Source organism: Lysobacter sp. Root494, from assembly GCF_001427225.1.
GTDB lineage: Bacteria > Pseudomonadota > Gammaproteobacteria > Xanthomonadales > Xanthomonadaceae > Agrilutibacter.
Map to the genome: position 1 here is coordinate 74,014 of NZ_LMFH01000007.1, position 23,757 is coordinate 97,770.

21 protein-coding genes are annotated in these 23,757 nt (G+C 66.7%); 12 read left to right on the top strand and 9 right to left on the bottom strand.

Translation table 11 applies throughout. The annotated features are described in order from the left end of the window. The first annotated feature begins 1 nt into the window (after nucleotide 1). The 11 genes from ASD14_RS11545 to purD all read left to right on the top strand — a co-directional run bounded on the left by ASD14_RS11545 (nucleotide 2) and on the right by purD (nucleotide 11,970). The gene (locus ASD14_RS11545) at nucleotides 2–2,371 is read left to right on the top strand and encodes a protein-disulfide reductase DsbD (RefSeq protein WP_056133725.1); all 2,370 of its coding nucleotides are present in this window, start codon (nucleotides 2–4) and stop codon (nucleotides 2,369–2,371) included. 10 nt (nucleotides 2,372–2,381) lie between these two features. Next, nucleotides 2,382–2,981, top strand: a complete 600-nt coding sequence (locus ASD14_RS11550) for a TlpA disulfide reductase family protein (protein WP_082538940.1) — start codon at nucleotides 2,382–2,384, stop codon at nucleotides 2,979–2,981. A 158-nt stretch (nucleotides 2,982–3,139) separates the two neighbouring features. Next, on the top strand, nucleotides 3,140–3,583 hold the full coding sequence (aroQ, locus tag ASD14_RS11555; protein WP_056133728.1) for a type II 3-dehydroquinate dehydratase: 444 nt from the start codon (nucleotides 3,140–3,142) through the stop codon (nucleotides 3,581–3,583). A 66-nt stretch (nucleotides 3,584–3,649) separates the two neighbouring features. Next, a complete protein-coding gene (gene accB / locus ASD14_RS11560) occupies nucleotides 3,650–4,120 on the top strand; it encodes an acetyl-CoA carboxylase biotin carboxyl carrier protein (RefSeq protein WP_056133733.1) in 471 nt (156 codons plus the stop codon). Nucleotides 4,121–4,220: 100 nt separating this feature from the next. Further along, nucleotides 4,221–5,588 (top strand): acetyl-CoA carboxylase biotin carboxylase subunit, encoded by a 1,368-nt coding sequence (accC, locus tag ASD14_RS11565; RefSeq protein WP_056133737.1) that lies wholly within the window; start codon nucleotides 4,221–4,223, stop codon nucleotides 5,586–5,588. 89 nt (nucleotides 5,589–5,677) lie between these two features. Beyond that, on the top strand, nucleotides 5,678–6,523 hold the full coding sequence (locus tag ASD14_RS11570) for a hypothetical protein (protein ID WP_157475317.1): 846 nt from the start codon (nucleotides 5,678–5,680) through the stop codon (nucleotides 6,521–6,523). Between the two features lie 28 nt (nucleotides 6,524–6,551). Further along, the gene (gene prmA / locus ASD14_RS11575) at nucleotides 6,552–7,475 is read left to right on the top strand and encodes a 50S ribosomal protein L11 methyltransferase (RefSeq protein ID WP_056133745.1); all 924 of its coding nucleotides are present in this window, start codon (nucleotides 6,552–6,554) and stop codon (nucleotides 7,473–7,475) included. 33 nt (nucleotides 7,476–7,508) lie between these two features. Continuing rightward, nucleotides 7,509–8,264, top strand: a complete 756-nt coding sequence (locus tag ASD14_RS11580; protein WP_056133748.1) for a DUF3426 domain-containing protein — start codon at nucleotides 7,509–7,511, stop codon at nucleotides 8,262–8,264. A 149-nt stretch (nucleotides 8,265–8,413) separates the two neighbouring features. Continuing rightward, nucleotides 8,414–8,686 (top strand): DNA-binding transcriptional regulator Fis, encoded by a 273-nt coding sequence (gene fis, locus ASD14_RS11585; protein WP_056134433.1) that lies wholly within the window; start codon nucleotides 8,414–8,416, stop codon nucleotides 8,684–8,686. Between the two features lie 128 nt (nucleotides 8,687–8,814). Next, on the top strand, nucleotides 8,815–10,404 hold the full coding sequence (gene purH / locus ASD14_RS11590; RefSeq protein WP_056133751.1) for a bifunctional phosphoribosylaminoimidazolecarboxamide formyltransferase/IMP cyclohydrolase: 1,590 nt from the start codon (nucleotides 8,815–8,817) through the stop codon (nucleotides 10,402–10,404). A gap of 270 nt (nucleotides 10,405–10,674) precedes the next feature. Further along, nucleotides 10,675–11,970, top strand: a complete 1,296-nt coding sequence (gene purD / locus ASD14_RS11595; protein WP_056133754.1) for a phosphoribosylamine--glycine ligase — start codon at nucleotides 10,675–10,677, stop codon at nucleotides 11,968–11,970. 48 nt (nucleotides 11,971–12,018) lie between these two features. Here the strand turns inward: purD and ASD14_RS11600 are convergent, their stop codons facing one another. The 3 genes from ASD14_RS11600 to ASD14_RS11610 all read right to left on the bottom strand — a co-directional run bounded on the left by ASD14_RS11600 (nucleotide 12,019) and on the right by ASD14_RS11610 (nucleotide 14,906). Next, on the bottom strand, nucleotides 12,019–13,866 hold the full coding sequence (locus ASD14_RS11600; protein WP_082538941.1) for a sensor domain-containing diguanylate cyclase: 1,848 nt from the start codon (nucleotides 13,864–13,866) through the stop codon (nucleotides 12,019–12,021). Nucleotides 13,867–14,013: 147 nt separating this feature from the next. Then, entirely contained in the window at nucleotides 14,014–14,490 is a 477-nt protein-coding gene (locus tag ASD14_RS11605) for a BON domain-containing protein (protein ID WP_056133760.1), read from the bottom strand. Nucleotides 14,491–14,639: 149 nt separating this feature from the next. Beyond that, a complete protein-coding gene (locus ASD14_RS11610; RefSeq protein ID WP_056133763.1) occupies nucleotides 14,640–14,906 on the bottom strand; it encodes a hypothetical protein in 267 nt (88 codons plus the stop codon). Nucleotides 14,907–15,068: 162 nt separating this feature from the next. Between ASD14_RS11610 and ASD14_RS11615 the strand changes: the two genes are divergently transcribed. Beyond that, complete coding sequence (locus ASD14_RS11615; RefSeq protein ID WP_082538943.1) at nucleotides 15,069–17,744, top strand: ATP-binding protein; 2,676 nt, start codon at nucleotides 15,069–15,071, stop codon at nucleotides 17,742–17,744. A 366-nt stretch (nucleotides 17,745–18,110) separates the two neighbouring features. Here ASD14_RS11615 and ASD14_RS11620 read toward each other — a convergent pair whose 3' ends face one another. The 6 genes from ASD14_RS11620 to ASD14_RS11645 form a co-directional block, all read right to left on the bottom strand. After that, entirely contained in the window at nucleotides 18,111–19,169 is a 1,059-nt protein-coding gene (locus ASD14_RS11620) for an SDR family oxidoreductase (protein ID WP_056133773.1), read from the bottom strand. 260 nt (nucleotides 19,170–19,429) lie between these two features. Then, nucleotides 19,430–19,897, bottom strand: coding sequence for a hypothetical protein (locus tag ASD14_RS11625; RefSeq protein ID WP_157475321.1), 468 nt, complete (start codon nucleotides 19,895–19,897; stop codon nucleotides 19,430–19,432). Between the two features lie 158 nt (nucleotides 19,898–20,055). Then, nucleotides 20,056–20,892, bottom strand: a complete 837-nt coding sequence (locus ASD14_RS11630) for an NYN domain-containing protein (protein WP_056133778.1) — start codon at nucleotides 20,890–20,892, stop codon at nucleotides 20,056–20,058. A gap of 194 nt (nucleotides 20,893–21,086) precedes the next feature. Next, complete coding sequence (locus ASD14_RS11635; RefSeq protein WP_056133781.1) at nucleotides 21,087–21,971, bottom strand: RluA family pseudouridine synthase; 885 nt, start codon at nucleotides 21,969–21,971, stop codon at nucleotides 21,087–21,089. Between the two features lie 123 nt (nucleotides 21,972–22,094). Beyond that, nucleotides 22,095–22,703: a nucleotidyltransferase family protein gene (locus ASD14_RS11640; protein ID WP_056133784.1), complete on the bottom strand. Its 609-nt coding sequence runs from the start codon at nucleotides 22,701–22,703 to the stop codon at nucleotides 22,095–22,097. Between the two features lie 7 nt (nucleotides 22,704–22,710). Next, on the bottom strand, nucleotides 22,711–23,757 hold the full coding sequence (locus ASD14_RS11645; protein WP_235565396.1) for an XdhC/CoxI family protein: 1,047 nt from the start codon (nucleotides 23,755–23,757) through the stop codon (nucleotides 22,711–22,713).

A 23,757-nucleotide genomic window follows, 5' to 3' on the forward strand; every position in this document is an offset into this window, starting at 1 on the left:
GATGAGACTTCCTGTTCTGCGCTTTCCGCGCGCGTTCGCGCTGGCTTCCGTGCTCCTGCTCGCCTCGGGTTTCGCGCCAGCGCGTGCTGCGGCGCCGTCGTGCAACGACGAGAACAACCTTCTGCCGGTCGAGGAAGCCTTCATGCTCGACGCGCAGGCGACGTCGCCCGATCGCATCGCACTGCGCTGGAAGATCGCGCCTGGCTGCTATCTCTACCGGCACCAATTGAAGGTGCAGGCCGATGCAGGCTTCGCGGCGCAAGCGCCGCAGATCCCTGCGGGCGAGCCGCATCAGGACGAATACTTCGGTCGCGTCGAAACCTATCGCGACACGCTGACCGTGATCGTGCCGGGTGAAGCGCGCGCGGCTTCGACCACATTGAAGGTGCGTTACCAGGGTTGCGCGGATGCGGGCATCTGCTATCCGCCGCAGACGCGCAACGTGACGGTGGCGCTGCCTGCGGCCGCCGCTTCGGACGAACCCGTGGTGGCGTTCGGCAAAACCGGCGCGAACCGCAGCGGTGTGCCGGTTGCTGGCGGACTGCTCGGCAGTACCGGCACCGCCGCAGTCGACGCGGCGCCGCTGCCGCCCGAACAGGCGTTCGGTTTCGAAGCCATCGTCGGCGACGGCAACACGCTGCTGCTGCGCTTCACTCCGGCACGCGGCTATTACCTGTATCGCGACAAGACCTCGCTGAAGTTCGATGCCGCGGCGGTGAAGGCCGGCATCGCGCCGGGCAAGCCGAAGTGGCCGCGCGGCACTGCGCACCATGACGAACACTTCGGCGACGTCGTCGTCTTCTTCGACCAGATCGACGTGCCGCTGCCGTTGCTGCGCACGCGCCCGGATGCCGCGAAGCTCACGCTGCGGGCGACGTTCCAGGGTTGCCAGACCGATGGCATCTGCTATCCGCCGATGACGCGTTCGGTGGTGCTGGATGTGCCCGCCGGAACGGTGACGCCGAAGGCAGCTGCAATCGAGCCCGCGGCTTCTTCTGCAAGTGCCACGAACGCCGGGGAAGCAACGACGGGCGCCGCGCCCGCGGAAACAGCTACGCCACTCGATGCTGCGCAGGCCAATAGCGCGCAGACGCCGGCTTCCTCTTCGTTGCCTGCGCAACGACAAGCCGCCCCGCGCGGCGCCCGCCTCACCCTCTTCTCTGCACTCGTGCTCGCCCTGCTCGGCGGCCTGGTCCTCAACCTGATGCCCTGCGTCCTGCCGGTGCTCTCGCTCAAGGCGCTCTCGCTCGCGGGCAACGGCGAGGATCCGGCGCGCGCGCGCAGGCACGCGCTCTGGTACACGGCTGGCGTGGTGCTCAGCTTCGTGCTGCTCGGCGGGCTCGCGCTCGCGTTGCGCGAAGCCGGCCTCGCGCTCGGCTGGGGCTTCCAGTTGCAGCAACCGCTGGTGGTCGCGCTGCTCGCGCTGCTGATGTTCGGCCTCGGCCTGAGCATGTCGGGCGTCTGGCATGTCGGCGGACGCTGGACCGGCATGGGCCATGCGTTGACGACGAAGTCGGGCCCACTCGGCGACTTCTTCACCGGCGTGCTCGCGGTCGTCGTCGCGACGCCGTGCACCGCGCCGTTCATGGGTGCAGCGCTGGCGTGGGCATTCACCGCGCCCCCGTTCGTCGCGCTGCTGGTGTTCGTCGTGCTCGGCCTCGGGTTGGCGCTTCCGTTCCTGCTGATCGGCTTCATTCCCGCGCTGGCGCATCGCCTGCCGCGACCCGGCGCGTGGATGGAAACCTTCAAGCAGGCGCTGGCCTTCCCGCTTTATCTCACCGCCGCATGGCTCGCGTGGGTACTCACGCGCCAGCGCGGTGCCGACGCGATCGGCTGGTGGCTGTTTGCAGCGGTGCTGCTCGCGTTCGCCGCATGGGCGTGGACGCGGGCGCGTACGACCGGTCATCGCTGGGCGATGGTCGCGTCGGTGCTCGCCGCGCTCGCACTGGTGTGGCCGCTGCGGGTGATCCATACGATGCCGCGCCCGGCCGCCGCGTCGGCGTTGACCGCACCGAGCGAGGGCATCACCCCGGTGGCGTTCTCCGAACAGCGCCTCGCCGACCTGCGCGCCGCCGGCCGCGTGGTCTTCGTCAACATGACCGCGGACTGGTGCGTGACCTGCAAGGCGAACGAACGCGCCGTCTTCCGCACCGATGCCTTCCGCGACGCGATGGCGAACGCGAATGCCGTCTACATGGTCGGCGACTGGACCGACGTCGATCCCGCGCTCACCGCCTTCCTGCAGCGCTACAAAGCCGTGGGCGTGCCGTTGTACGTGGTCTTCCCGCGCAACGGCGGCGAGGGCCGCGTGCTGCCAGTCGTGCTGACCCGCGACGGCGTGGGCGAAGCGCTGGCCGAAGCCGCGCGATGAGCCCTTGGCGATGAAGCTCGGTTCGACCGCGAAACTGCTGCTCGTCGCGCTCGCCGCCGGCGCGCTCGGCGTCGCGGTCGGCCTGTGGCGCGAAGGCCCCAGTCCCTTGTTGCACACCGAAGTGGGCCAACGCGCGCTCCAAGGGGCCCTGTCAGCGTCCGCACCCGAACCACCCGCTGACCTGAAAATCGCCGAACGGGGTGCGATCGTGCCCGCTTTCACGTTGCCGTCATTGAGCGGCCAGCCGGTTGCCCTGCCGCAGGCCTATGCCGGCCGGCCCGCGCTGCTGAACCTCTGGGCCAGCTGGTGCGGTCCCTGCATCAGGGAAATGCCGGAGCTGGACCGCTTCGCGAGGACGCAGGCCGCAAACGGCACGCAAGTGGTCGGCATCGCGCTGGACGATGTCGCTGCAGTCCAGGCCTTCCTGCAGCGGATTCCGGTCAGCTATCCCATCCTGATCGACGTGCCCGGCCCGCGCGATGCCGGCGTCCGCCTCGGCAATCCCAAGGGCGTGCTGCCCTATTCCGTGCTGCTGGACGCACACGGCCGCGTGCTCAGGCAGAAGATCGGGCCGTTCCGCGAAGGCGAAATCGACGACTGGGCGCAATAGACCTCTCCGGAAGCGCCAACCGCGTCTCTGTTCTAGAGTGACCGCTCCAACAACTGCTTAACTCCCGACAACTTCGCCGATACGGTAGCGAACGTCTGGACAGCTTCCCCTGCATGGGCCACACTCCCGGCCTTCAACAGGCGGGCCCCCGCTCCTACATGGCAAAGCTGCTGGTCCTGCATGGTCCCAACCTCAACCTGCTCGGTACGCGCGAGCCCGGGGTCTATGGCCACGCGACGCTGGAGCAGATCGAAGGCGACCTCGAGTCCCGCGCCCGCGACGCCGGCCACGAGTTCGAGAGCCTGCAGAGCAATGCCGAACACGAACTCGTCGACCGCATCCAGGCTGCCCGCACCGATGGCACCCGCTTCATCGTGATCAACCCGGCCGCGTTCACCCACACGAGCGTGGCGATCCGCGATGCGCTCGCCGCCGTCGCCATCCCCTTCATCGAAGTGCACCTGTCCAACCCGCACACGCGCGAACCGTTCCGCCACCACAGCTACTTCAGCGACCTCGCGGTCGGCGTGGTCGCCGGCTTCGGCGCCGACAGTTACCGCTACGCGCTCGAAGCCGCGATCGTGCGGCTGGCGCAGCACTGACGCCGGACTCCCGCGGCGCGTTCCCAAACCGCTTTCCTTCTCTTACCAAGTACCCAGAGGCCCACCATGGACCTGCGCAAGATCAAGAAACTCATCGACCTGCTGGAAGAGTCGAACCTCGCCGAAATCGAGATCAAGGAAGGCGAAGAGTCCGTCCGCCTCGCCCGTACGCCCAAGGGCAGCTTCACCATGGCCCAGCCGATGATGGCCGCGCCTGCCGCCGCACCGACACCGGTGATGCCGATGGCGAGCCCGACCGATGCCGCGAGCGGCGGCACGCCCAAGGCCAGCGACCTGCCGCCGGGCCACGTCGTGCGCGCGCCGATGGTCGGCACCTTCTATTCGTCGCCATCGCCGGACAAGCCGTCCTTCGTCAGCGTCGGCCAGGCGGTCAAGCAGGGCGAAACGCTCGGCATCATCGAAGCGATGAAGATGTTCAACCCGATCGAAGCCGACGTCGCCGGCACCGTGGTGAAGATCCTGGTCGAGAGCGGCCAGCCGATCGAATTCGACCAGCCGCTGTTCGTCATTGGGTGAGCCGGGCTGTCGTGGCGACAGCCGCGAACCGGCGAACGCCCGGCGGCCGCGAGGCCAAAGGGCCGGACGCAACGAAACCGCACAGTTTTGGACCTGACCCATGCTAGATAAAGTTGTAATCGCCAATCGCGGTGAAATCGCGCTGCGCATCCTGCGCGCGTGCCACGCGCTTGGCATCCGCACGGTCGCGGTGCATTCCACCGTCGACCGCAACCTCAAGCACGTCGCCATGGCCGACGAATCGGTGTGCATCGGCCCCGCGCCGTCCACCGACAGCTACCTCAACATGGCGCAGATCGTCGCGGCGGCGGAAGTCACCGACGCGCAGGCGATCCACCCCGGCTACGGCTTCCTCAGCGAGAACGCCGACTTCGCCGAACGCGTCGAACAATCCGGCTTCATCTTCATCGGCCCCAAGGCCGACACGATCCGCCTGATGGGCGACAAGGTCGAAGCGATCCGCGCGATGAAGTCGGCCGGCGTGCCCTGCGTGCCTGGTTCCGGCGGTCCGCTCGGCGATGACGCGGCGGCCAACGTGAAGATCGCGCGCGAGATCGGCTATCCGGTGATCGTGAAGGCCGCGGGCGGCGGCGGCGGCCGCGGCATGCGCGTGGTCCACACCGAAGCGCACCTCAACTCCGCGATCCAGACCACCAAGAGCGAGGCCAAGGCGGCGTTCGGCAACGACATGGTCTACATGGAGAAATTCCTGGAGAACCCGCGCCACGTGGAGATCCAGGTGCTCGCCGACGGCCAGGGCGGCGCGATCCACCTGGGCGAACGCGACTGCTCGATGCAGCGCCGCCACCAGAAGGTCGTCGAGGAAGCGCCGGCGCCGGGCATCACGCCCGAGCAGCGCGCGGAAATCGGCAAGGTCTGCGTCGAAGCCTGCAAGCGCATCGGATATCGCGGCGCCGGCACGTTCGAGTTCCTCTACGAGAACGGGCGCTTCTACTTCATCGAAATGAACACCCGCATCCAGGTCGAGCATCCGGTGACCGAGATGATCACCGGCATCGACCTAGTGAAGGAACAGCTGATGATCGCGGCGGGGCACAAGCTGTCGATCAAGCAGAGCGACATCGTCCTCAACGGCCACGCGATCGAATGCCGCATCAATGCGGAAGATCCGGAAACCTTCATGCCCTGCCCCGGCCTGATCCAGCACTTCCATGCGCCGGGCGGTCCCGGCGTGCGCGTCGACAGCCACATCTACGAAGGCTATCGCGTGCCGCCGAACTACGACTCGATGATCGGCAAGCTCATCGTGCACGGTCCCGACCGCGCCACCGCGATCGCGCGCATGCGCGTGGCGCTGAGCGAAATGGTCGTCGACGGCATCAAGACGAATATTCCGCTGCAGCAGCGCATCCTTTCCGACGCCGGTTTCCAGCAGGGTGGACAGAACATCCATTACCTCGAAAAGCGGTTGAAGGAACAGAAGGAAAAGTCGATTTCGATGGCGTAAGCCATCGAATCGTGCCGTCGCCCCGTGCGGCGACGGGCTGCGGCCTGCTGCGGGCCGCCGCAGCGGATCTCGCAAAGAGTGGCGTGCGCATGGAACTGAAGATCTTCCTCGGCCTTGGCGTCGATCTCACCCTGTTCGGGGGCCGCGACCCTGCCACTGAAGCACTGGAAGCGCTGCTCGACGCGGCCGGCGAACAGCTGTCCGCCCACTTATGGCCCACGATCCTGGCGCACGGCTCCCCGCTGCGCCAGGTGCATGCAACCTGCGGCGTGTACGACACCACCGACACGCGGGCCGCGCGCGCCCGCCTGCGCAGGCAGGGCGAGCAGCTCGAAGTCGAACTAACGGTCGACTGGCGCCCGTGGTTCGACCGCCCGGTCGTGGACCAGGCCGCTTTCGTGGTCGAACACATGATCGAAGCGATCGCGAATGCGTTGGAGCACAAACAGCAGCGCACGCTGGCCGACGCCTGCCGCGCCTTCCGCCCGGCCTTCGACCTCGATGCCGCGCTCGCAGCGCGGCAGGCGTGGCTCGCGGACTGGGATCCCGAACCACAGGCGACCGTCGCCCTCACCGCCGACAGCGATGGCCGTGTACGCCAGGTGCAGCCGCTCACGCGCCGGCGCGGCACGCTCTGGCTGATGTTGCGCCAGCCCGCGGACCTGGACGGGACCGGCACGAATGAGTTGCTGGACCGCATCGAAGCGTTCGCGCTCGAAAACGGGATCGGTCGCAGCGATGGCCGCTCCTTCGGCGCCGGTGGCGTCGACCTCTCCTTCAAGGTGACCAACCTGCTGGAAGCCGGCACGCGGCTGGACGAATACCTGCGCGACCGGTTTCCCGCCTGCGAGTATGTGATCAGCGACGACTTCGAGGTCGCGTTCCAGGCACGAGCTAAGGCACGCACCAACGCGACCGGACCTGCTCGCGGATAATGGCCGCCAATTTCCGCCGCACACCGCCATGCCCTTCCTCGAACTCTCCCTCCCCTGCACCGAAGCCCAGCAGCCGCGCTACGAGCGAGCGCTGGAAGACGTCGGTGCGCTCGCCGTCACGCTGGCCGACGCGCACGCCGATGCACCCGACGAACAGGCGATCTTCGAGCCCGGCGTCGGCGAGCAGCCGCTGTGGGGCGAACTCGTGCTTACCGCGTTGTTTCCCGACGACACCGACGGCCTGATCCTGCTCGCCGCGCTCGAAGCCTTCGACGACGAACTCGACTGGACGCAGGCACGCTTCCGCCGGGTCGAAGACCAGGATTGGGAACGCGCATGGATGGACCAGTACGTGCCGCTGCGCTTCGGCGAGCGCACCTGGATCGTGCCGTGGAACAGCGATCTCCCCGCAGAAGCGCAAACCACAACTGCCGCGATCGTGCGCCTCGATCCGGGCCTCGCCTTCGGTTCCGGCACGCATCCCACCACCGCGTTGTGCCTGCAATGGCTCGACGCGCTCGCCGGAGACAACGCGCTGCAGCACCAGCGCGTGCTCGATTTCGGTTGCGGCAGCGGCATCCTCGCGATCGCCGCGCTGAAGCTCGGCGCCGCGCATGCGGTCGGTGTCGACAACGATCCGCAGGCGTTGATCGCCACGCACGACAACGCCGAACGCAACGAAGTCGCCGGACGCCTCGACGTCTACCTGCCCAACGACGAACCTGTCGCCACCTATCCGATCGTCGTCGCCAACATCCTGGCTTCGGCGCTGATTGCGCTCGCCGATACGCTCATCGCGCGCGTGGCGCCCGGCGGCCAGCTCGCCATGTCCGGCATCCTCGCCGGACAGGAGGACGAAGTGATCGCGCGTTACGCCGGAGAATTCGAAAACCTGCGCGCGGATCGCCTCGAGGACTGGATGCGTGTCACGGGGACGCGCCGCCGCGGCTGACCGCGCGTGCGCCGGCGTGCTTGAATAGGGCCCATGTTCGTCGCCTGCCCGCATTGTGGATTCCTCGTCGCCGCACAAAGCGGAACGAGCCAGCGTTGCCCGCGTTGCGGCAGCGCGATCGATCCGCGGCTCGCGAAGCCGCTGCAGAAACCAGCTACGCCGCCAGCCGCCGAGACGAAGGTCGAAGCCGCTCCTGAAACGGCACCCGCTGCACCGAACCCCACGGAAGAGGTGCCTTCGCAAGCTTCCGCTGAAGCGAAACCACGCCGCCCGCGCAGCCACCACGCGCCCAGCTTCGCCCGTCGCCACGCGCCGGCGCCGGTGCGCACGACGCATTGGCGCAGTTGGCTCGTCGTCGCCGGTCTGGTGTTGGTGTTGCTGGTGCAGATGGTGCTTGCGCAACGCGTCGAACTCGCCGGCAATGCGCGCTGGCGCCCACTGATCACCAGCACCTGTGCGTTGTTGCGCTGCGAAGTACCTGCATGGCGCGAACCGGCGGCGTTCACCATGCTCCAGCGCAGCGTGCAGCCGAAGGCCGGCGCGCGCGGCGTGCTGCACGTCAGCGCAAGTTTCAGGAATGACGCACGCTGGGAGCAGCCGTGGCCGACGGTGCTGCTCACCCTGTCGGACATGGACGGGCGGCAGGTCGGCATGCGGGCCTTCACCCCGGCCGACTACCTGGGCAAAAACGCCAGGGGTGCCATTGCGCCAGGCCAGAGCGCGACCATCCAGCTCGATGTCGTCGAGCCCGCGCAACAGGTCGTCGCGTTCACTTTCGACTTCCTGTAACGGCTTGGTGCGGCGTTGCCAGGCGCAAACGTGAAATGCGGGAGCCCGCCACGTTTCTTGTTGTTGCCTGCGACAGGCCCGCGCTAGACTCGCCCTCCCCGCCGACCGTGCCTCGACACCGCGGCGGGATGAATACCGGGGGATACCGCTTGAACGCCGCTGCCGATCGCAACGATCAACGCTCCAAACCGCGACCGCCGCTGCGCGACCACGTTGCCACATCCATCCGTCGTTACCTCGGTGATCTCAACGGTTGCGGCACCGAAAATCTGTACGAGATCGCGCTGCGCGAACTCGAGATTCCGTTGTTCGTCGAAGTCCTCTCGCATTGCGAAGGCAACCAGAGCCGCGCCGCCGCGATGCTCGGCATTCATCGCGCGACGTTACGCAAGAAGTTGCGCGAATACGGGCTGGAGCAGTAACGCGTCCGCGCGATAGTGTGGAGGGCGCTACGTACTCCTCCGCTCAGTCGAGCCAGCAGTTTTCGGAATAAGGGCCGCTCACTCCGCGGCCCTTATAATTCCGGCCTCTTTCGCCCCGCCAGCTCCCCATGACCACCGACCGCCTGCCCCTACGCCGGGCACTGCTCTCCGTTTCCGACAAGACCGGCCTGATCGAGCTGGCCCGTGCCCTCGCCGCCCGCAACGTCGAACTGCTCTCCACCGGCGGAACCGCCAGGGCCATCCGCGAAGCAGGCCTGCCGGTGAAGGACGTGAGCGAAGTCACCGGCTTCCCCGAAATCATGGACGGCCGGGTCAAGACCCTGCATCCGAAGGTGCACGGCGGCCTGCTCGGCCGCCGCGGTATCGACGACGCGGTGATGGCGCAGCAGGGCATCGAACCGATCGACCTGCTGGTGCTGAACCTGTATCCGTTCGAACGCGTTGCGTACGAGCCCGATGCCACGTTCGACGACATCATCGAGAACATCGACATCGGCGGCCCGGCGATGCTGCGCGCGGCGGCGAAGAACTTCGCCTACGTCGCGGTCGCCACGGATCCGGCGCAATACGCAGGCGTCATCGAAGAACTCGATGCCAACGACGGCACGCTTGGCGCGAACACCCGCTTCAAGTTGAGCGTCGCCGCCTTCAACCGCGTCGCCCAATACGACGGCCGCATCAGCGACGTCCTGTCGTCGATGGCGGAAGCGTCGGACGAGAGCGCAAAGCATCGCGCGCAGTTTTCAGGCCAGGCCAACGGCAACTTCGTGAAGGTGATGGACCTGCGCTACGGCGAGAATCCGCACCAGCAGGCCGCGTTCTATCGCGACCTGTATCCGGCGCCGGGCTCGCTGGCCACCTTCACCCAGTTGCAGGGCAAGGAACTCTCCTACAACAACATCGCCGACTCCGACGCGGCCTGGGAATGCGTGCGCCAGTTCGACGCGCCGGCCTGCGTGATCGTCAAGCACGCCAATCCGTGCGGCGTCGCCGTAGGCAGCGGCTGCGGCGATGCATATGAAATGGCTTATGCGACCGATCCGACCTCGGCCTTCGGCGGCATCATCGCGTTTAACCGTACGCTCGATGCTGCCACGGCGAAGACGATCCTCGATCGCCAGTTCGTCGAGGTGCTGATCGCACCGGATTACGAAGACGCCGCGCTGGAATACGCGAAGAAGAAGGCCAACGTGCGCGTGCTGCGAATTCCCCTGGCGCCTGCCTCGAGGGGCTTCATCGACTGCAAGCGCGTCGGCTCCGGCCTGCTGATGCAGACCGCCGACGACCGCGTGGTCACGCGCGACGAGCTCAAGGTTGTGACGAAGCTGGCGCCGACGGACGCGCAGTTCACCGACCTGCTGTTTGCGTGGAAGGTGGCGAAGTTCGTGAAGTCCAATGCGATCGTTTACGCGAGGGACCATCGCACGATCGGTGTCGGCGCCGGCCAGATGAGCCGCGTATATTCGGCGCGCATCGCCGGGATCAAGGCGAACGACGCGGGCCTGGTCGTGCCGGGGTCGATGATGGCGAGCGACGCGTTCTTCCCGTTCCGCGATGGCATCGACGCGGCGGCGGAAGCGGGCATCAAGGCCGTGATCCAGCCCGGTGGCTCGATGCGCGATGCGGAGGTGATCGCGGCAGCGGACGAGCATGGGATCGCGATGGTGTTCACCGGCGTTCGCCATTTCCGCCACTGACGGCCCCTCACCCTGCGTTGCTTTGCAACGCTGTCCCTCTCCCCGCAAGCGGGGCGAGGGGTAGGAAGAAGCGATCATCTCCCTCTCCCGCATGAAGCAGCAACACGCTTTCCTTCTCCCCGCGTCGCGGGGAGAAGGTGCCCAAAGGGCGGATGAGGGGCGTTTTTGCTTTTTGAAATCGGATCAGCCCCGATCCATTAACCTCGCACCAACACCGTAATACACACACTGCACTCGGCATTGCGCCAGCGACCACAGGAAGAACGGCACATGAAGGTTCTCGTCATCGGTTCCGGCGGCCGCGAACACGCCCTCGCCTGGAAGCTCGCGCAATCGCCGCGCGTGAGCGAAGTGCTGGTCGCACCGGGCAATGCCGGCACCGCGCACGAAGCCGGCTGCCGCAACGTGCCCGTCAGCACGACCGACCTCGATGGCCTGCTCGCCCTCGCGCAGCAGGAGAACGTCGCCGTCACCGTCGTCGGTCCCGAAGGCCCGCTCGTAGCAGGCGTGGTCGACAAATTCCGCGCGGCGGGTCAGCGCATCTTCGGTCCGACGGCAGCAGCCGCGCAGCTCGAAGGCAGCAAGGCCTTCGCGAAGGATTTCCTCGCACGCCACAACATTCCCACCGCGCACTACGCCGTACACACGCATGTCGACGAAGCGCTCGACTACATCCGCCAGAAAGGCGCGCCGATCGTGATCAAGGCCGACGGCCTCGCTGCCGGCAAGGGCGTGATCGTTGCGATGACGCTGGCCGAAGCCGAAGCCGCGATCACCGACATGCTCGGCGAATACGCATTCGGCGCGGCCGGTGCGCGCGTGGTGATCGAGGAATTCCTCGAGGGCGAGGAGGCCAGCTTCATCTCCATGGTCGACGGCCGGACCGCGCTGCCGATGGCGACATCGCAGGACCACAAGCGCGTCGGCGACGGCGACACCGGCCCCAACACCGGCGGCATGGGCGCCTATTCGCCCGCGCCCGTGGTCACGCCCGACGTGCATGAGCGGGTGATGCGCGAAGTCGTGAACCCGACCGTGGAAGGCATGATCAAGGACGGCGTGCCGTTCACCGGCTTCCTCTACGCCGGGCTGATGATCGACAAGTCGGGAGCACCGAAAGTCATCGAGTTCAACGTGCGCTTCGGCGATCCGGAAACGCAGCCGGTGATGCTGCGCCTCGACAGCGACCTGCTCGACCTGGTCGAAGCCGCGATCGACGGGCGCCTGCGTGAAGTCGAAGCGAACTGGAATCCGCGCCCGAGCCTGGGCGTGGTAATGGCCGCGGAAAACTATCCCGGCACGCCGCGCACCGGCGACGTCATCAACAGCATCGATGCGCCCGAACTCGAAGGCACGAAGGTTTTCCATGCCGGTACGAAGCTGGAAGGCGACCACGTTGTCACCAGCGGCGGCCGCGTGCTGTGCGTGTGTGCGCTCGGTGAAACCGTTTTCGATGCGCAACGCCGCGCCTATGATGCGGTCGCTGGCATTTCCTGGCATGGCGAATTCCATCGCCACGACATCGGCTGGCGCGCGATCGAGCGAGAACAGGCCGCCTCGGTGTGATTACGGCTTCGACCTGCTGGCGTCGCAGCGCTTCGTTACCGCGCGACGTCAACCATCGATGCGCCCGCTTCCCCGCACCGTCGCATCGACCGGCCGTATCCGGCAGGTATTGCGGCCGGCCTGCTTGGCTTCATAGAGCGCCGCATCCGCCGTCGCCAGCAGCGCCGCGGCCTCTGTCGGCGCTTTCGCGTAGGCGATGCCGATACTCGTGGTTGCCATCAACGCCGTGCTGTCGATGTCGATGCTGTGCCGCATCTCGCTCAGCAGCTTGCGCGCGATGACTTCCGCGGCGGCGGGCAGCGATGCATCTTCGATCAGCACCACGAATTCGTCGCCTCCCAGCCGCGCGACCAGGTCGGTCGCCCGCACGCAGTGCACCAGCCGATCGGCGAACGCGCGCAGCACGACGTCGCCGGCCGCATGTCCCCACGTGTCGTTGATGTGCTTGAAATGGTCCACGTCCAGGTACATCAACGCCAGGGCCGTGCCCTGCCGTTGTTGTCGCAACAGCGCCAGCTCCAGGCGTTCTTCGAACTGGCGGCGATTGGCGAGATCGGTGAGCGCATCCACGCGCGCCATGCGTTCCAGCTCCTGCCGGCTTTCCGCCAGCGCCGCTTCCGCCGCCATGCGGCGGCTGATGTCACGACCGGTGTAGATGATGTCCATGCCATCGCGGTCGGTGCTGGGGATGGGCCGCGTGACCGCTTCGATCCACACGTAATGACCGTCCCGGTGCTGCACGCGATAGACCGCGATGCGCGGCTCACCCGTGGCGATCACTTCGTCCATGATCTGCTGCTGGAGTGCACGATCCTCTGGATGCACCAGCTCCCAGCGCTCACCCAGCATTTCCGCGGGCGTCCAGCCGAGGATGTCGCGCGACGAAGGCGAGACGTAGAGGCGCTCGCCATCGGGCCGCATCCGCACGATCACGTCATGCGAGTAGTCCGCGAGCATGCGATAGCCCAGTTCGCTGTCGCGGACACGCGCATTGAGGCGTTTTCGTTCGGCCATCACAAGCGCGACGGGAATTGTCATCACGCACGCGGCGGCGATGTAGAGCTGCAACAAGGCAATGTGGCCGGAGGTTCCCAGGCCTTCGACCAGCATGATCGGTCCTTCGTCCATCGCGGTCGCCACGGTGCCGATCAGCGTCAGCAACGCGATACCCAGCGCCACGCCCGGAAACCGGAAGCGGAAGGCCGCCCACAACAGCGGCGGATACACGAGGAACATGATCGGATAGCGCACGCTGAATACGCCGACACTGACCACTGCGATCAACAGTGCAGTGAAGACGAAGGACCAGCCGCGTCCTGGCGCGATGACAAGCCGGCGGCCTTCGCGGTGGATCACGAGCGTGGTCGTGGCGCAGATCACCATGCCGACCACGTGCGCCGCGTACCAGGTCAGATAGGTGGTAGCGAACGCGCCACCCGCGAGGAGCGTGTTGGCGGCCGCCGCCAGCAGGCCGGATATCGCACAGGCCGCCAGCGTGATGCCGGTCGCGATGCCGCCCAGCGACAGCCAGTGCTTCGGATCGCCGATATCGGGCACGCGCCGGCGCACGGCGACCGCCACGATCAGCACTTCGATGACGTTGCTGCCGGCGACCAGAAGGGAATGCAACGGAGGACTGTCCGAAACCAACCGGGCGATCAGATCCGCCAGGAATGCGCCGACGATGTAGAAGGCCCACAGCGGCGTGGGACGCGAGAGCAGCCAGCCCACGAGGATGCCGTTGCCGAACCAGACGGCGGATAACTCCCCCGGCCCGCGCGAGAATGTGACCGACAGCCAGCCGAGGATTCCAACGAGACCCGCGACAAGGACGCAGTCCTGCCACAACTTCGCAGGGGTCCGGACGGTCCGGATAGTGCTGGGACTGCTGGTCATGCCGACCTCTCGCACCGAGAGCCGCGGCCATCATACGACCATGAATAGCGCGCGGCACCGCTTCCGGCGGCGGGCCTGGTGCGCTGCGTGATGCTGACGTGAACGCGCATGCGATGCATGGCATCGCATGCGCGGGACCGGCCTGCGTCAGTGTCGTGCGTCCTGGCCGGCTGGAGTCGTTCCGATGGTGCCGGTGTCCGTCCCGATGGAGAGCTGGTTGTCCACGCTCGCGACGCCGCGTATCGACGAGACCTCATCCGCCAACGACTCGACTTCTTCTTCGCTGACGTTGCCACTGAGCACGACGTGTCCGTCGGCTACCTGCACGGTGACCGCGCTGGCATCCTCGGCGAGGTGGCCCAGCCGGGAGCGGATGCGCTCATGCAGCTGCAGGTCGTCGACCGGTTCGTCATCGAGCCGCGCGCGCGCCCTTGCCTTTGCTCCCTGCACGCGATCGGCGGCGCGCTTCGACTTCGCACGGGCGAAACCTTCGACGTCATGGCCGACGGAGACGCTCTGGTCCCGCGTCATCGCACGGCGGCGCCTGCCTGCCACCGGATCGAAGTAATACATGGCCGCCGCGCCTGCGGCGAAAGCGACAGCCAGCCTGACTACGGCATTCATGCGATCTCCTCCTCGATGATGCATCGGCGTCGTTGTTGCCGATAGAAGCGTGGATGCTCCGCGAGAATCGCGGCATCCGGCACCACGCGATGCTGCCATCGCCTGCAGAAAATCCGTGCGAAGACCGTGCCCAAACGGGGTGCAGTGACTTATTCCTCCGGCGGTGGAGGTTGCAACTCCACCGACAACCCTTCGAGGTCGGTGATCGCCGCTTCCAGTGCGTCGTAGAACTGTCCCTGCAACGCCATCAGCTGCTCGATCTCCTCCGCCCGTTTCAGCTTCGACAGTTCGCCATCGAACAGCAGCCATTGCGTCGTCAGCAGCTCCACGTTGTTCTTTGCGTAGTGCCGCATCTCCTTCAGCTGCACCACCGTGTCATTGACATGCTCCAACGGCGTCTTGGTATCCGCAGACATGGCGACCTCCTTGCAGGTTCCCCCGAAGGGTAGTCGGGCGATGGCGGCAGCCTGTGAAATGCGGACACGGCATCGCGTCCGTGACGACAGGAGATGCTCGGTTCCGGAAAGACCCCGCGTCCCCAGTCATTTCCGTGAACTCCGCCTTCACGCCAGCAGCGCATGATCAATTCCTCGGCTCAACAGGACCGGACGATGGTCAGCAGTGGTGCCGCCGGTCACGGCACTTCCTCCACGCGGGGTTCACAGGGGACAACTCACGACGACAGCAGCCGCAATGCGATCGCACGTGTTGCGCCCCTGCAACGCGATGCCCAACTCGAACGAGCGCTCGACGCGGGCCGTATCGGCACCTGGCAACTCGACCTCACCAACCAGCACCTCGCGCTTTCCGATACCTGCAAATCGATCTTCGGCCTGTCGCGCAGTGCGGATGTCACGCTCGAAGCCGTGCTCGCCGCGATCCACCCCGAAGACCTGCCGCGAGTGCGCCTCGCACTCGATGAGGCCATCGCGGGTTCCGCCGACTACGACATCGAATACCGCGTGATCGCGCCCAACGGCGCACTGCACTGGCTGCATGCGCACGGCGCGCGCAACAGCGGGCGCGGTTATCCCAATTGCCTGTCGGGCGTCGTCGTCGACATCACGCGTTCGCGTCGCGCCGAAGCGCTCGCGGTCGCGCAGAACGCGCTGCTCGAACGCGTGGCGCTCGGCCATCCGCGCGCCGACTGCCTGCGCGCGGTGAACTGCACGATCGAATCGCTCTACCCGCACGCACGTGGCTGCTTCCTGCTGACCGATGCGGAACGCGGACGGATCGTCGAAGCCGTTGCGCCCTTCCCCGCGGAAGTCATCACCCGTCTCTTCAATTTCCCGGTGCACGAGCCGTCGTTCTGCACATGCACCGCGGCGATCGTCCATAGCCGGCCGTTCTCCTGCGACGACGTCGCGGGCGACACCACCTGGAGCGCGGCCTGGCGCAATCTGTGTCTCTCGCAAGGCGTGCGCGCGACCTATTCCCTGCCCGTGCTGCGCCCCGAGGATGGCGTCGCGATCGGTTCGTTCTGCCTGTGCCTGGAAGAAGCGCGGCCGCTGAACGAGTGGGAACAGCAGATCGCCGCCTTCGGTTCGCAGATCGCGACCATGCTGGTCGAACGCGACCGGGTGATCGACACCTTGCAGCAGCGCGAGTCCGAACTCGCCGGCGAACTGGCCGACGCGCGCAGCCTGCACGAAGTCAGCGTCGAACTCATCGCCGAGCACGACGACGAAGCGCTCTACACCAAGATCATCGACACCGCCTGCGCGCTCATGCATTCGCAGTTCGCCAGCCTGCAGATGCTGCATGGAAGATCCCGGTTGCAGCTGCTCGCGCACCGCGGCTTCAGCGCGAGTGCCGCCGACGGCTGGAAGTGGATCGATGCCAGCTGCCTCACCGCCTGCGGGCAGGCACTCGATGCCGGACGCCGCGTCATTTTCCGGGACGTGCGCGCGATGACCGGCGAACTCGGGCCCGAGCTGCTGGCCGTTTACGAGGAAACGGGCATCGTCGCGATCCAGACCACGCCGCTGCAGTCGCGCACTGGCCGCGTCGTCGGCATGCTCTCCACGCATTGGTCGTACCCGCACGAACCCTCCGAGCACGAGCTTCGCCTGCTCGACATCCTCGCGCGCATCGCCGCCGACCTGATCGAACGCCGCCAGACCGAGCTGAGCCTGCGCGACAGCGATCGCCGCAAGGACGAATTCCTCGCCATGCTCGGCCACGAGCTGCGCAACCCGCTTGCGCCGTTGCGCAACTGCCTGCACATCCTGCGCATGGAAGGCGCGGCCAATCCTGACGATCGCGCGCTCTACGACATCATGGACCGGCAGATGACGCAGCTCGTGCGCCTGGTGGACGACCTCCTGGAAATCTCGCGCATCACCCGCGGACGCATCGAACTGCGCCGCCGCCACGTCGCGCTCAGCGACATCGTCACCACAGCGGTGGAGACCAGCCAGCCGCTGCTCGACGCCTACGCGCACCGCTTCGTCGTCGACCTTCCCGGCGAACCTATCGTGCTCGACGTCGATCCGATCCGCATCGCGCAGGTGTTGTCCAACCTGCTCAACAACGCCGCGAAGTACACGCCGGCTGGCGGCAAGGTCACCCTGCGCGCAGCGCGGGACGGCGACAATGTGCGCATCAGCGTGATCGACAACGGCGCCGGCATCGACCAGCGCCACCAGTCGCAGATCTTCGACCTGTTCACGCAATGCGAGCACACCCGCGACCAGAGCCGCGGTGGCCTCGGCATCGGCCTGACCCTGGTGCGCGACCTCGTGCAGCTGCACGGCGGCAGCGTCACCGTGCACAGCCAGGGCTTGGGCGAAGGCAGTGAATTCGTCGTCGAACTCCCCCTTCCCGATACGCATGCGGCGGTACAGGAACCGCCGCTCGACACGATTCGCACGTCCGAGCATCCGCGCCGCATCCTCATCGTCGACGACAACCGCGAACACGCCGATTCGCTCGCACACCTGCTGCGGCTCGGCCGGCACCAGGTCACGGTCGTATACGACAGCTACGACGCATGTTCCGTGTTCGCGTCCGTCAATCCCGATGTCGTGCTGCTGGATCTCGGCATGCCCGGGATGGACGGCTACGAGCTGTGCCGGCGCATCCGCGCAATGCCCGCGGGGCGGGAAGTATTGGTTCTCGCGGTCACCGGCTGGGGACAGCAGACGGATCGGGAGCGCAGCGCGGAGTCCGGATTCGACGGCCACCTGGTCAAACCGGTGAGCCCGCATGAAATCCTGGAGCGGCTGGAGCTGCAGCGCGTCGTGCCTTGACGGTTGCGTGCACGCGATTTGCTGATCGTTGTGGGCTTCTCCGACCACCCCTTCTCCCCGCTTGCGGGGAGAAGGTGCCGAAGGCGGATGAGGGGAGGCTTTGCGTTTGCGCGTGGCGCAACACTTCCCCTCACCCTGCATCGCTTCGCGATGCTGTCCCTCTCCCCGCAAGCGGGGCGAGGGAGAACCATTGGATCGGTCGATACCGAAGGCGGATGGATTCCCCTTCTCCCCGCTTGCGGGGAGAAGGTGCCGAAGGCGGATGAGGGGCGGCTTGCGCTTGCGCGTGTCGCGACGCTTTCCTCACCGTGCATCGCTTCGCGACGCTGCCCTCTGCCGCAAGCGGGGCGAGGGAGCATCTCTCCCTCACCCATGCGGCCCGCCCATCACCGGCAATACCACGCCGTTGACGTACGACGAGCACACCGGCGAAGCGAGAAACACGAACGCCGGCGAAATCTCCTCCGGCTGGGCCGGCCGCCCCATGTCGCTGGATTTGCCGAACTGCGCGACCTTCTCCGGCGGCGCATCGGCCGGATTGAACGGCGTCCACACCGGGCCCGGCGCGACGCAGTTCACGCGGATGCCGCGATCGAGCAGGTTGCTTGCCAGCGCCTTGGTGAAGGCGTGGATCGCGCCCTTCGTCGCCGAGTAGTCGAGCAGCTGCTTGCTGCCGAAGATGCCCGTTTCCGATCCGGTGTTGATGATCGACGCGCCCTGCTTCATGTGCGGCAGCGCCGCGCGCGCCATGTGCAGGTAACCGCCGATGTTGGTCTGCAGGGTTTCCTGCAGGTGCTCGTCGGTGATGTCCTCCAGCTTTTCGCTGTGCTGCTGGAAAGCGGCGTTGTTGACCAGCACGTCGAGGCGGCCGAACGCCTCCACCGCCTTCGCCACTGCTTCCTCGCAGAAGCGCGAGTCGCGCACGTCGCCGGAAATCGCCAGGCAACGGCGACCTTCGTCCTCGACGTAGCGCTTGGTGTCCTCCGCATCCTGGTGCTCGCTGAGGTAGACGATCGCCACGTCCGCGCCTTCGCGCGCGAACAGCACGGCCACCGAACGCCCGATGCCCGAGTCGCCGCCGGTGATCAGCGCCGCCATGCCTTCGAGCTTGCCGCTGCCGCGGTATTCATTGGCGAGGAAGCGCGGCGCTTCCCGCAATTCATGTTCATTGCCCGGCTTGCGCAGGTGCTGCGCCGGCATCGGATTCACCGGTTCCCTTTCGGCTCCGGCCTGCACGGGCGCCTTCTCCTGCTGCTTGCCGCCAGCCTGCTTCTGTTGCGACTGCTGCGATTTCTTCTGCTCGTCGCGCTGGTCGGTTTCCGCCTGGATCTGTCGTTGCCGCTGCACGGTCTCGCGCACGGCATCCGCATGTTTCGACTTCGAAGCATCGCCATCGTGCGTGCCCCGGCTCGTGGACTGGGCCATCGTGTCCTCCGTCGCAATGCGGCCGCATGCCGCGAATACGGGGATGCTTCCACCACGCACGGCAACAACATGGCAACACGGTGTAAAGGCGCGCTAACGCGCAGGCTCAGGTGGGCCCAGCCCACATCGGCAGTTCGCGTTGGCGAGGAGTGCGGCAATGTCCGGACGCGAACGCGCCGGCGTCGACGGGACGCGTTAACGGCCCCGATGCCGGGCCGCATCCAGTCCTTTGCGACGCGCCCTCCCGTCAGCGAGGGCGTTCAATCGTCGAGGGTGAACGATCCGAAGAACTGCTCGATGACGTCCGGCGTCACGACCTCGTCGTCGTACGCCTCGACGACCAGCAGGCAGGTGCGGCCGGGCAAGGCATACACCTTCGTCGCGCCTTCCGGCGAATGAACGCGCACGCCTTCGCCATGCGCGTCCTTGAACGGCGTGCCGCCCATGCCCCTGAACGGCGCAAGGATCGCGTCCTTGCCCGGCTCCTTGTCGAGATAGCGGATGCAGGTCGCACTGAACTTGCCGATGTCCTGGATCTTCGTGCCCACGACATCCAGTTCCGCCATGTGACCGTTGTCCTGGCGCGAGGCGGGAATACTGAAGTCGTTGAACTGCGCCGGCAGGCGCACCGCGAAGCCGCCTTTGGTGGAGCGCGCCATGTACCAGCCATCCGCCCCGGCCTCACCCGCGAGCTGACGATGCATCACGAGCGAAGGGGGCGAGGCCATGCAGGCCGCGGACATCACGGCCGTCATCATCAAGATCAATACGGAACATCTGCGCATGGCTGATTATCCCGGCAACGGCGAAGACAGCTGGTTGGCAAATCATGGCGAAGCGGCGACACAGGACCCTTCCGGCACCTGCACGCTACTGGCCACGCCATTCAATCCAGCGCGCGCACGAACAGAGTCTTGCCGCCGCTCCCTGGCGTCGCCCGCTCCTCCACCGTGAAATGCCGCGGGTGCTGTCGCAGCAGATCGCTAAGCTTCTTCTGCCCGTACAACCGTGGATCGAAGTCGGGCCGGATCTTGTTCAAGTAGTTGCCGACGCTCCCCAGGTGCGCCCACCCTTCCTCGTCCGAACCCTCCTCGATCGCCTGCCGGATCAGCTCCAGCGGCAACGGCAGCGGCCCCGAAGGCTTCGCCGGTGCCGACGCAGGCGGTGCCGCCGCCTGCACGGCAGCCTGTTTTGCAACGCGCGCCGTCTTCTTCGCCGGCTGTTTGCCCGGCTTCGGTGCAACCGGAACGGCCACCGGCTCCTGCGCACGCAATACTTCGGTGTAAACGAACTTATCGCAGGCCTGCACGAACGCGTCGGGCGTCTTGCGTTCGCCGAAGCCGTAAACGGTCAGTCCCTCTTCGCGCAACCGCTGCGCCAACCGGGTGAAGTCGCTGTCGCTCGACACCAGGCAAAAGCCGTCGAAGCGCCCCGTGTACATCAGGTCCATCGCATCGATGATCAGCGACGAATCCGTCGCGTTCTTGCCGCTCGTATAGGCGAACTGCTGCACCGGACTGATCGAGTGCTTGAGCAGCGCCTTCTTCCACTGCGACTGCTGGTTGGACGTGAAGTCGCCATAGATCCGCTTCACGCTCGCGACCCCGTACTTCGCCACTTCGGCCAGCAGGCCCCCGATCACCGAAGGCTGCGCGTTGTCGGCGTCGATGAGCACGGCGAGGCGACGTTGTTCGTCGTCCTGCGTTGCGTTGCGGGCCTTCATGGATGCTCCTGTCGGGCATGGAATGGCGAAACGATAACAGCTGCCGCCGCCGGAACCGGGCAGATCCGGTCGCGATCCAGGCGAAGAACCGTGTCAGCGGGAATGCTGGAGCTGGGGTGTGGTGCGCGCGTTCGCAGTCCCGCATGCCCGCATGCCCAATGGTCGTGCGGATGGCCCGAGCGACGTTCGAGGCGTTACAGCTGCAAGGTGCTCTCGAAGCGCCGCTCCACGCCACTGAGCGGATCATCAAACACCAGCGCGCGGGCCCGCAGCTTCAGCGGCTGCGTGAAATCGGCAGGCATTCCCCCGGCGCCTGGCGAGGCCAGATGAGGGTAGACGCGATCATTGAGGATCGGGGCGCCGAGCGCGGCCATGTGCACGCGCAACTGGTGCTTGCGTCCGGTCACCGGCTCCAGCGCGTAACGCCACAACGCACCCGCACGCTCGATCACATCGATGCGTGTCTCGCTGTTAGGCACGCCATCGACTTCACGCATGCGGAAGAACGGCTCCCCCTTCTCGAGCCGCGATGCGTGCGTGAGCGGAAACGACAGCCCCGGCAGCGCCGGTGCGATCGCTTCGTAATGCTTGCGGATGCGGCGCTGCCGGAACAGCGACTGGTACGCATCGCGCGTTGCGGGATTCGCCGAAAACAACACCAGCCCGGCGGTATCGCGATCGATGCGATGCAACGGCACCAGGTCGGGATTGCCCAGCCGCTGCACCAGTCGCGCCAGCAATGTCTCGCGCACATGCCCGCCCGCCGGAATCACTGGCAGGAAATGCGGCTTGTCCGCCACCACCAGGTGTGCGTCTACATGCAACACGGTTTCCTGGAAAGGGATCGGCGCCTCATCCGCGACCTCGCGGAAATAGCGGATCTCCGCCCCCGTCCGATACGGCGCATCGACCGCCAACGATGCCCCACCCGCGTCCTGCACCCGGCCGCGCGCGAAGCGATCGAGCCAGACTTCGCGCGAGATCGCAGGAAAGCGCGCGCACAGGCCGTCGAGCACCGTGCGCCATGGGCCGGGCGGGAGTTGCAGGCGGCTCGCGGCGGGTCCGTGGTAGTCACGCATTGCATCAAGCCGGGGGATTTTGGCGATCGCGTTGCACGCCGTGGGTGGCAACCGGGATCGTGGTGGCGCATCGTGTCGCCCCGGGGATCAGAGGGCAAGGACAGCGCGCGGCGATAGCCTTCGTCACGGCACCGCGTCGAGCAGCCCCGCCACCATCGCTGCGTGCAGGTCTGCCGGAGTATCGATGTCGCGGGCCAGTTCCGGTGCGTGGAGCCTGAAGACCGCATCGGCGGGCAGGCTGCGCAGGCGATCGCGGAAGCCATGGTCGCCATGCGCGTCCAGTTCCCGGAACCAGGCACCGGGCACGACGGCGGGAACGCCCAACGCGTTGCCGATGTCGGTGGCGGCACTGCGTGCAGGAGCGGTGCGCGCTCCCGCCAGCAACGCGTGCAGGTGATGCTCCTTCAACGCAGGCTGGTCGCACGCGACCGTCAATGCGGCGTGGTCGGCCGGTACGTGCGCCGCAGCGGCGCGCAGGCTTCCCCCCAATCCGGAATGCCAACCGGCGTTTATGACCCGGGTGTACGGGAGATCCGCCAGTTCCGCGGCGAACCGCTCATGGTCGGCGCCGAGTACGACGATGACGCGCACCGGATGGGTCGCGGCCACCAGGCGGACGGTGCGATGGAGGAGTGTTTCGCCGTCGCGGCGCAACAGCTGCTTCGGCGTGCCCAGGCGCGAGCTTCCGCCCGCGGCGAGCACCACGGCGACGTGCCTGGATGGCGGTTCCATCACGATGCTATGCGTCCGCGCTGTGCCGCCAGGCCTGCAACTGCGCCGCGATGCTGAGCGCGATCGTTTCCGGGCCGCGGCCGCCGAGATCGATGCCGACCGGCGACCGCAGGCGCGGTTGCAGTGCCGAGCGCTGGGCGGGAGTGAGCAGCCTGAACAGATCTTCCTGGCGCCGCGAAGGTCCGAGCAGGCCGATGAAAGGTATTGCCGATGTGGCCAGTGCGTCGAGCGCTTCGCGATCGAGCTCGAAGTTGTGGTGCATCACGAGCGCGGCGTCGGCATGGGCTGCGCGGGATAGCGACTGCGCCGGCGGTGCGTCGATCACCACGCCATCGAGTGCCGGATGGTCGCGCCAGCGCGGCCTGCGTTCGGCCACGTGCACGCGCCAGCCCAGTTCGCGCAGCAGCGGCACCAGTACCGGGGTTTCCGGACCGGCGCCGAGAATCAGGACTTCCGGTGGCCGCAGGATCGATACCCGCCAGCGCTGCCGCGGCGAAGACCATGCGACCGGCATCGCGGCCAGTTGCCAGCGTCGACGGAGTGTGGGCGTTGCGGCTTCGACGCCGCCATCTGCCGTGATGTTGAAGGACGCATGTTGCTGGCCTTCCAGCCACGCTTCCAATATCGCATCGATACCGGGAAGTTCCTGCAGGGGCAGCAGGGCGATCCGCAATCGTCCGCGGCATCCCACGGCGGAACCCGTCAACAGCAACTCGTCGTCGCGGGTGTCGATTTCCAGCCACCCGGCCATGCCGGTCGCACCGGCTTCTTCCGCGCACCGTGCGATCTCGGGTTCGAGGCAACCTCCGCTGAGCCAGCCGGCATGCGTGCCATGGCCGAAGAGTGCCATCGCGCCGGTGCCCGCGTAGGTCGAGCCTTCCGTTTCGAGGACGAGCGCGAGCACGGCTTGCCCGCCACCGCGAATGGCCTGCAGTGCCACTTCGAAAACGCGTATCGCATTGCCCGTGGCAACCGGCAGCCCCTGGCCCGCGTTGGTCCACGCGCCCTTGAGCGGCAACGACGCACCGGCAGTGCTGGCATCGCGAACGATCAC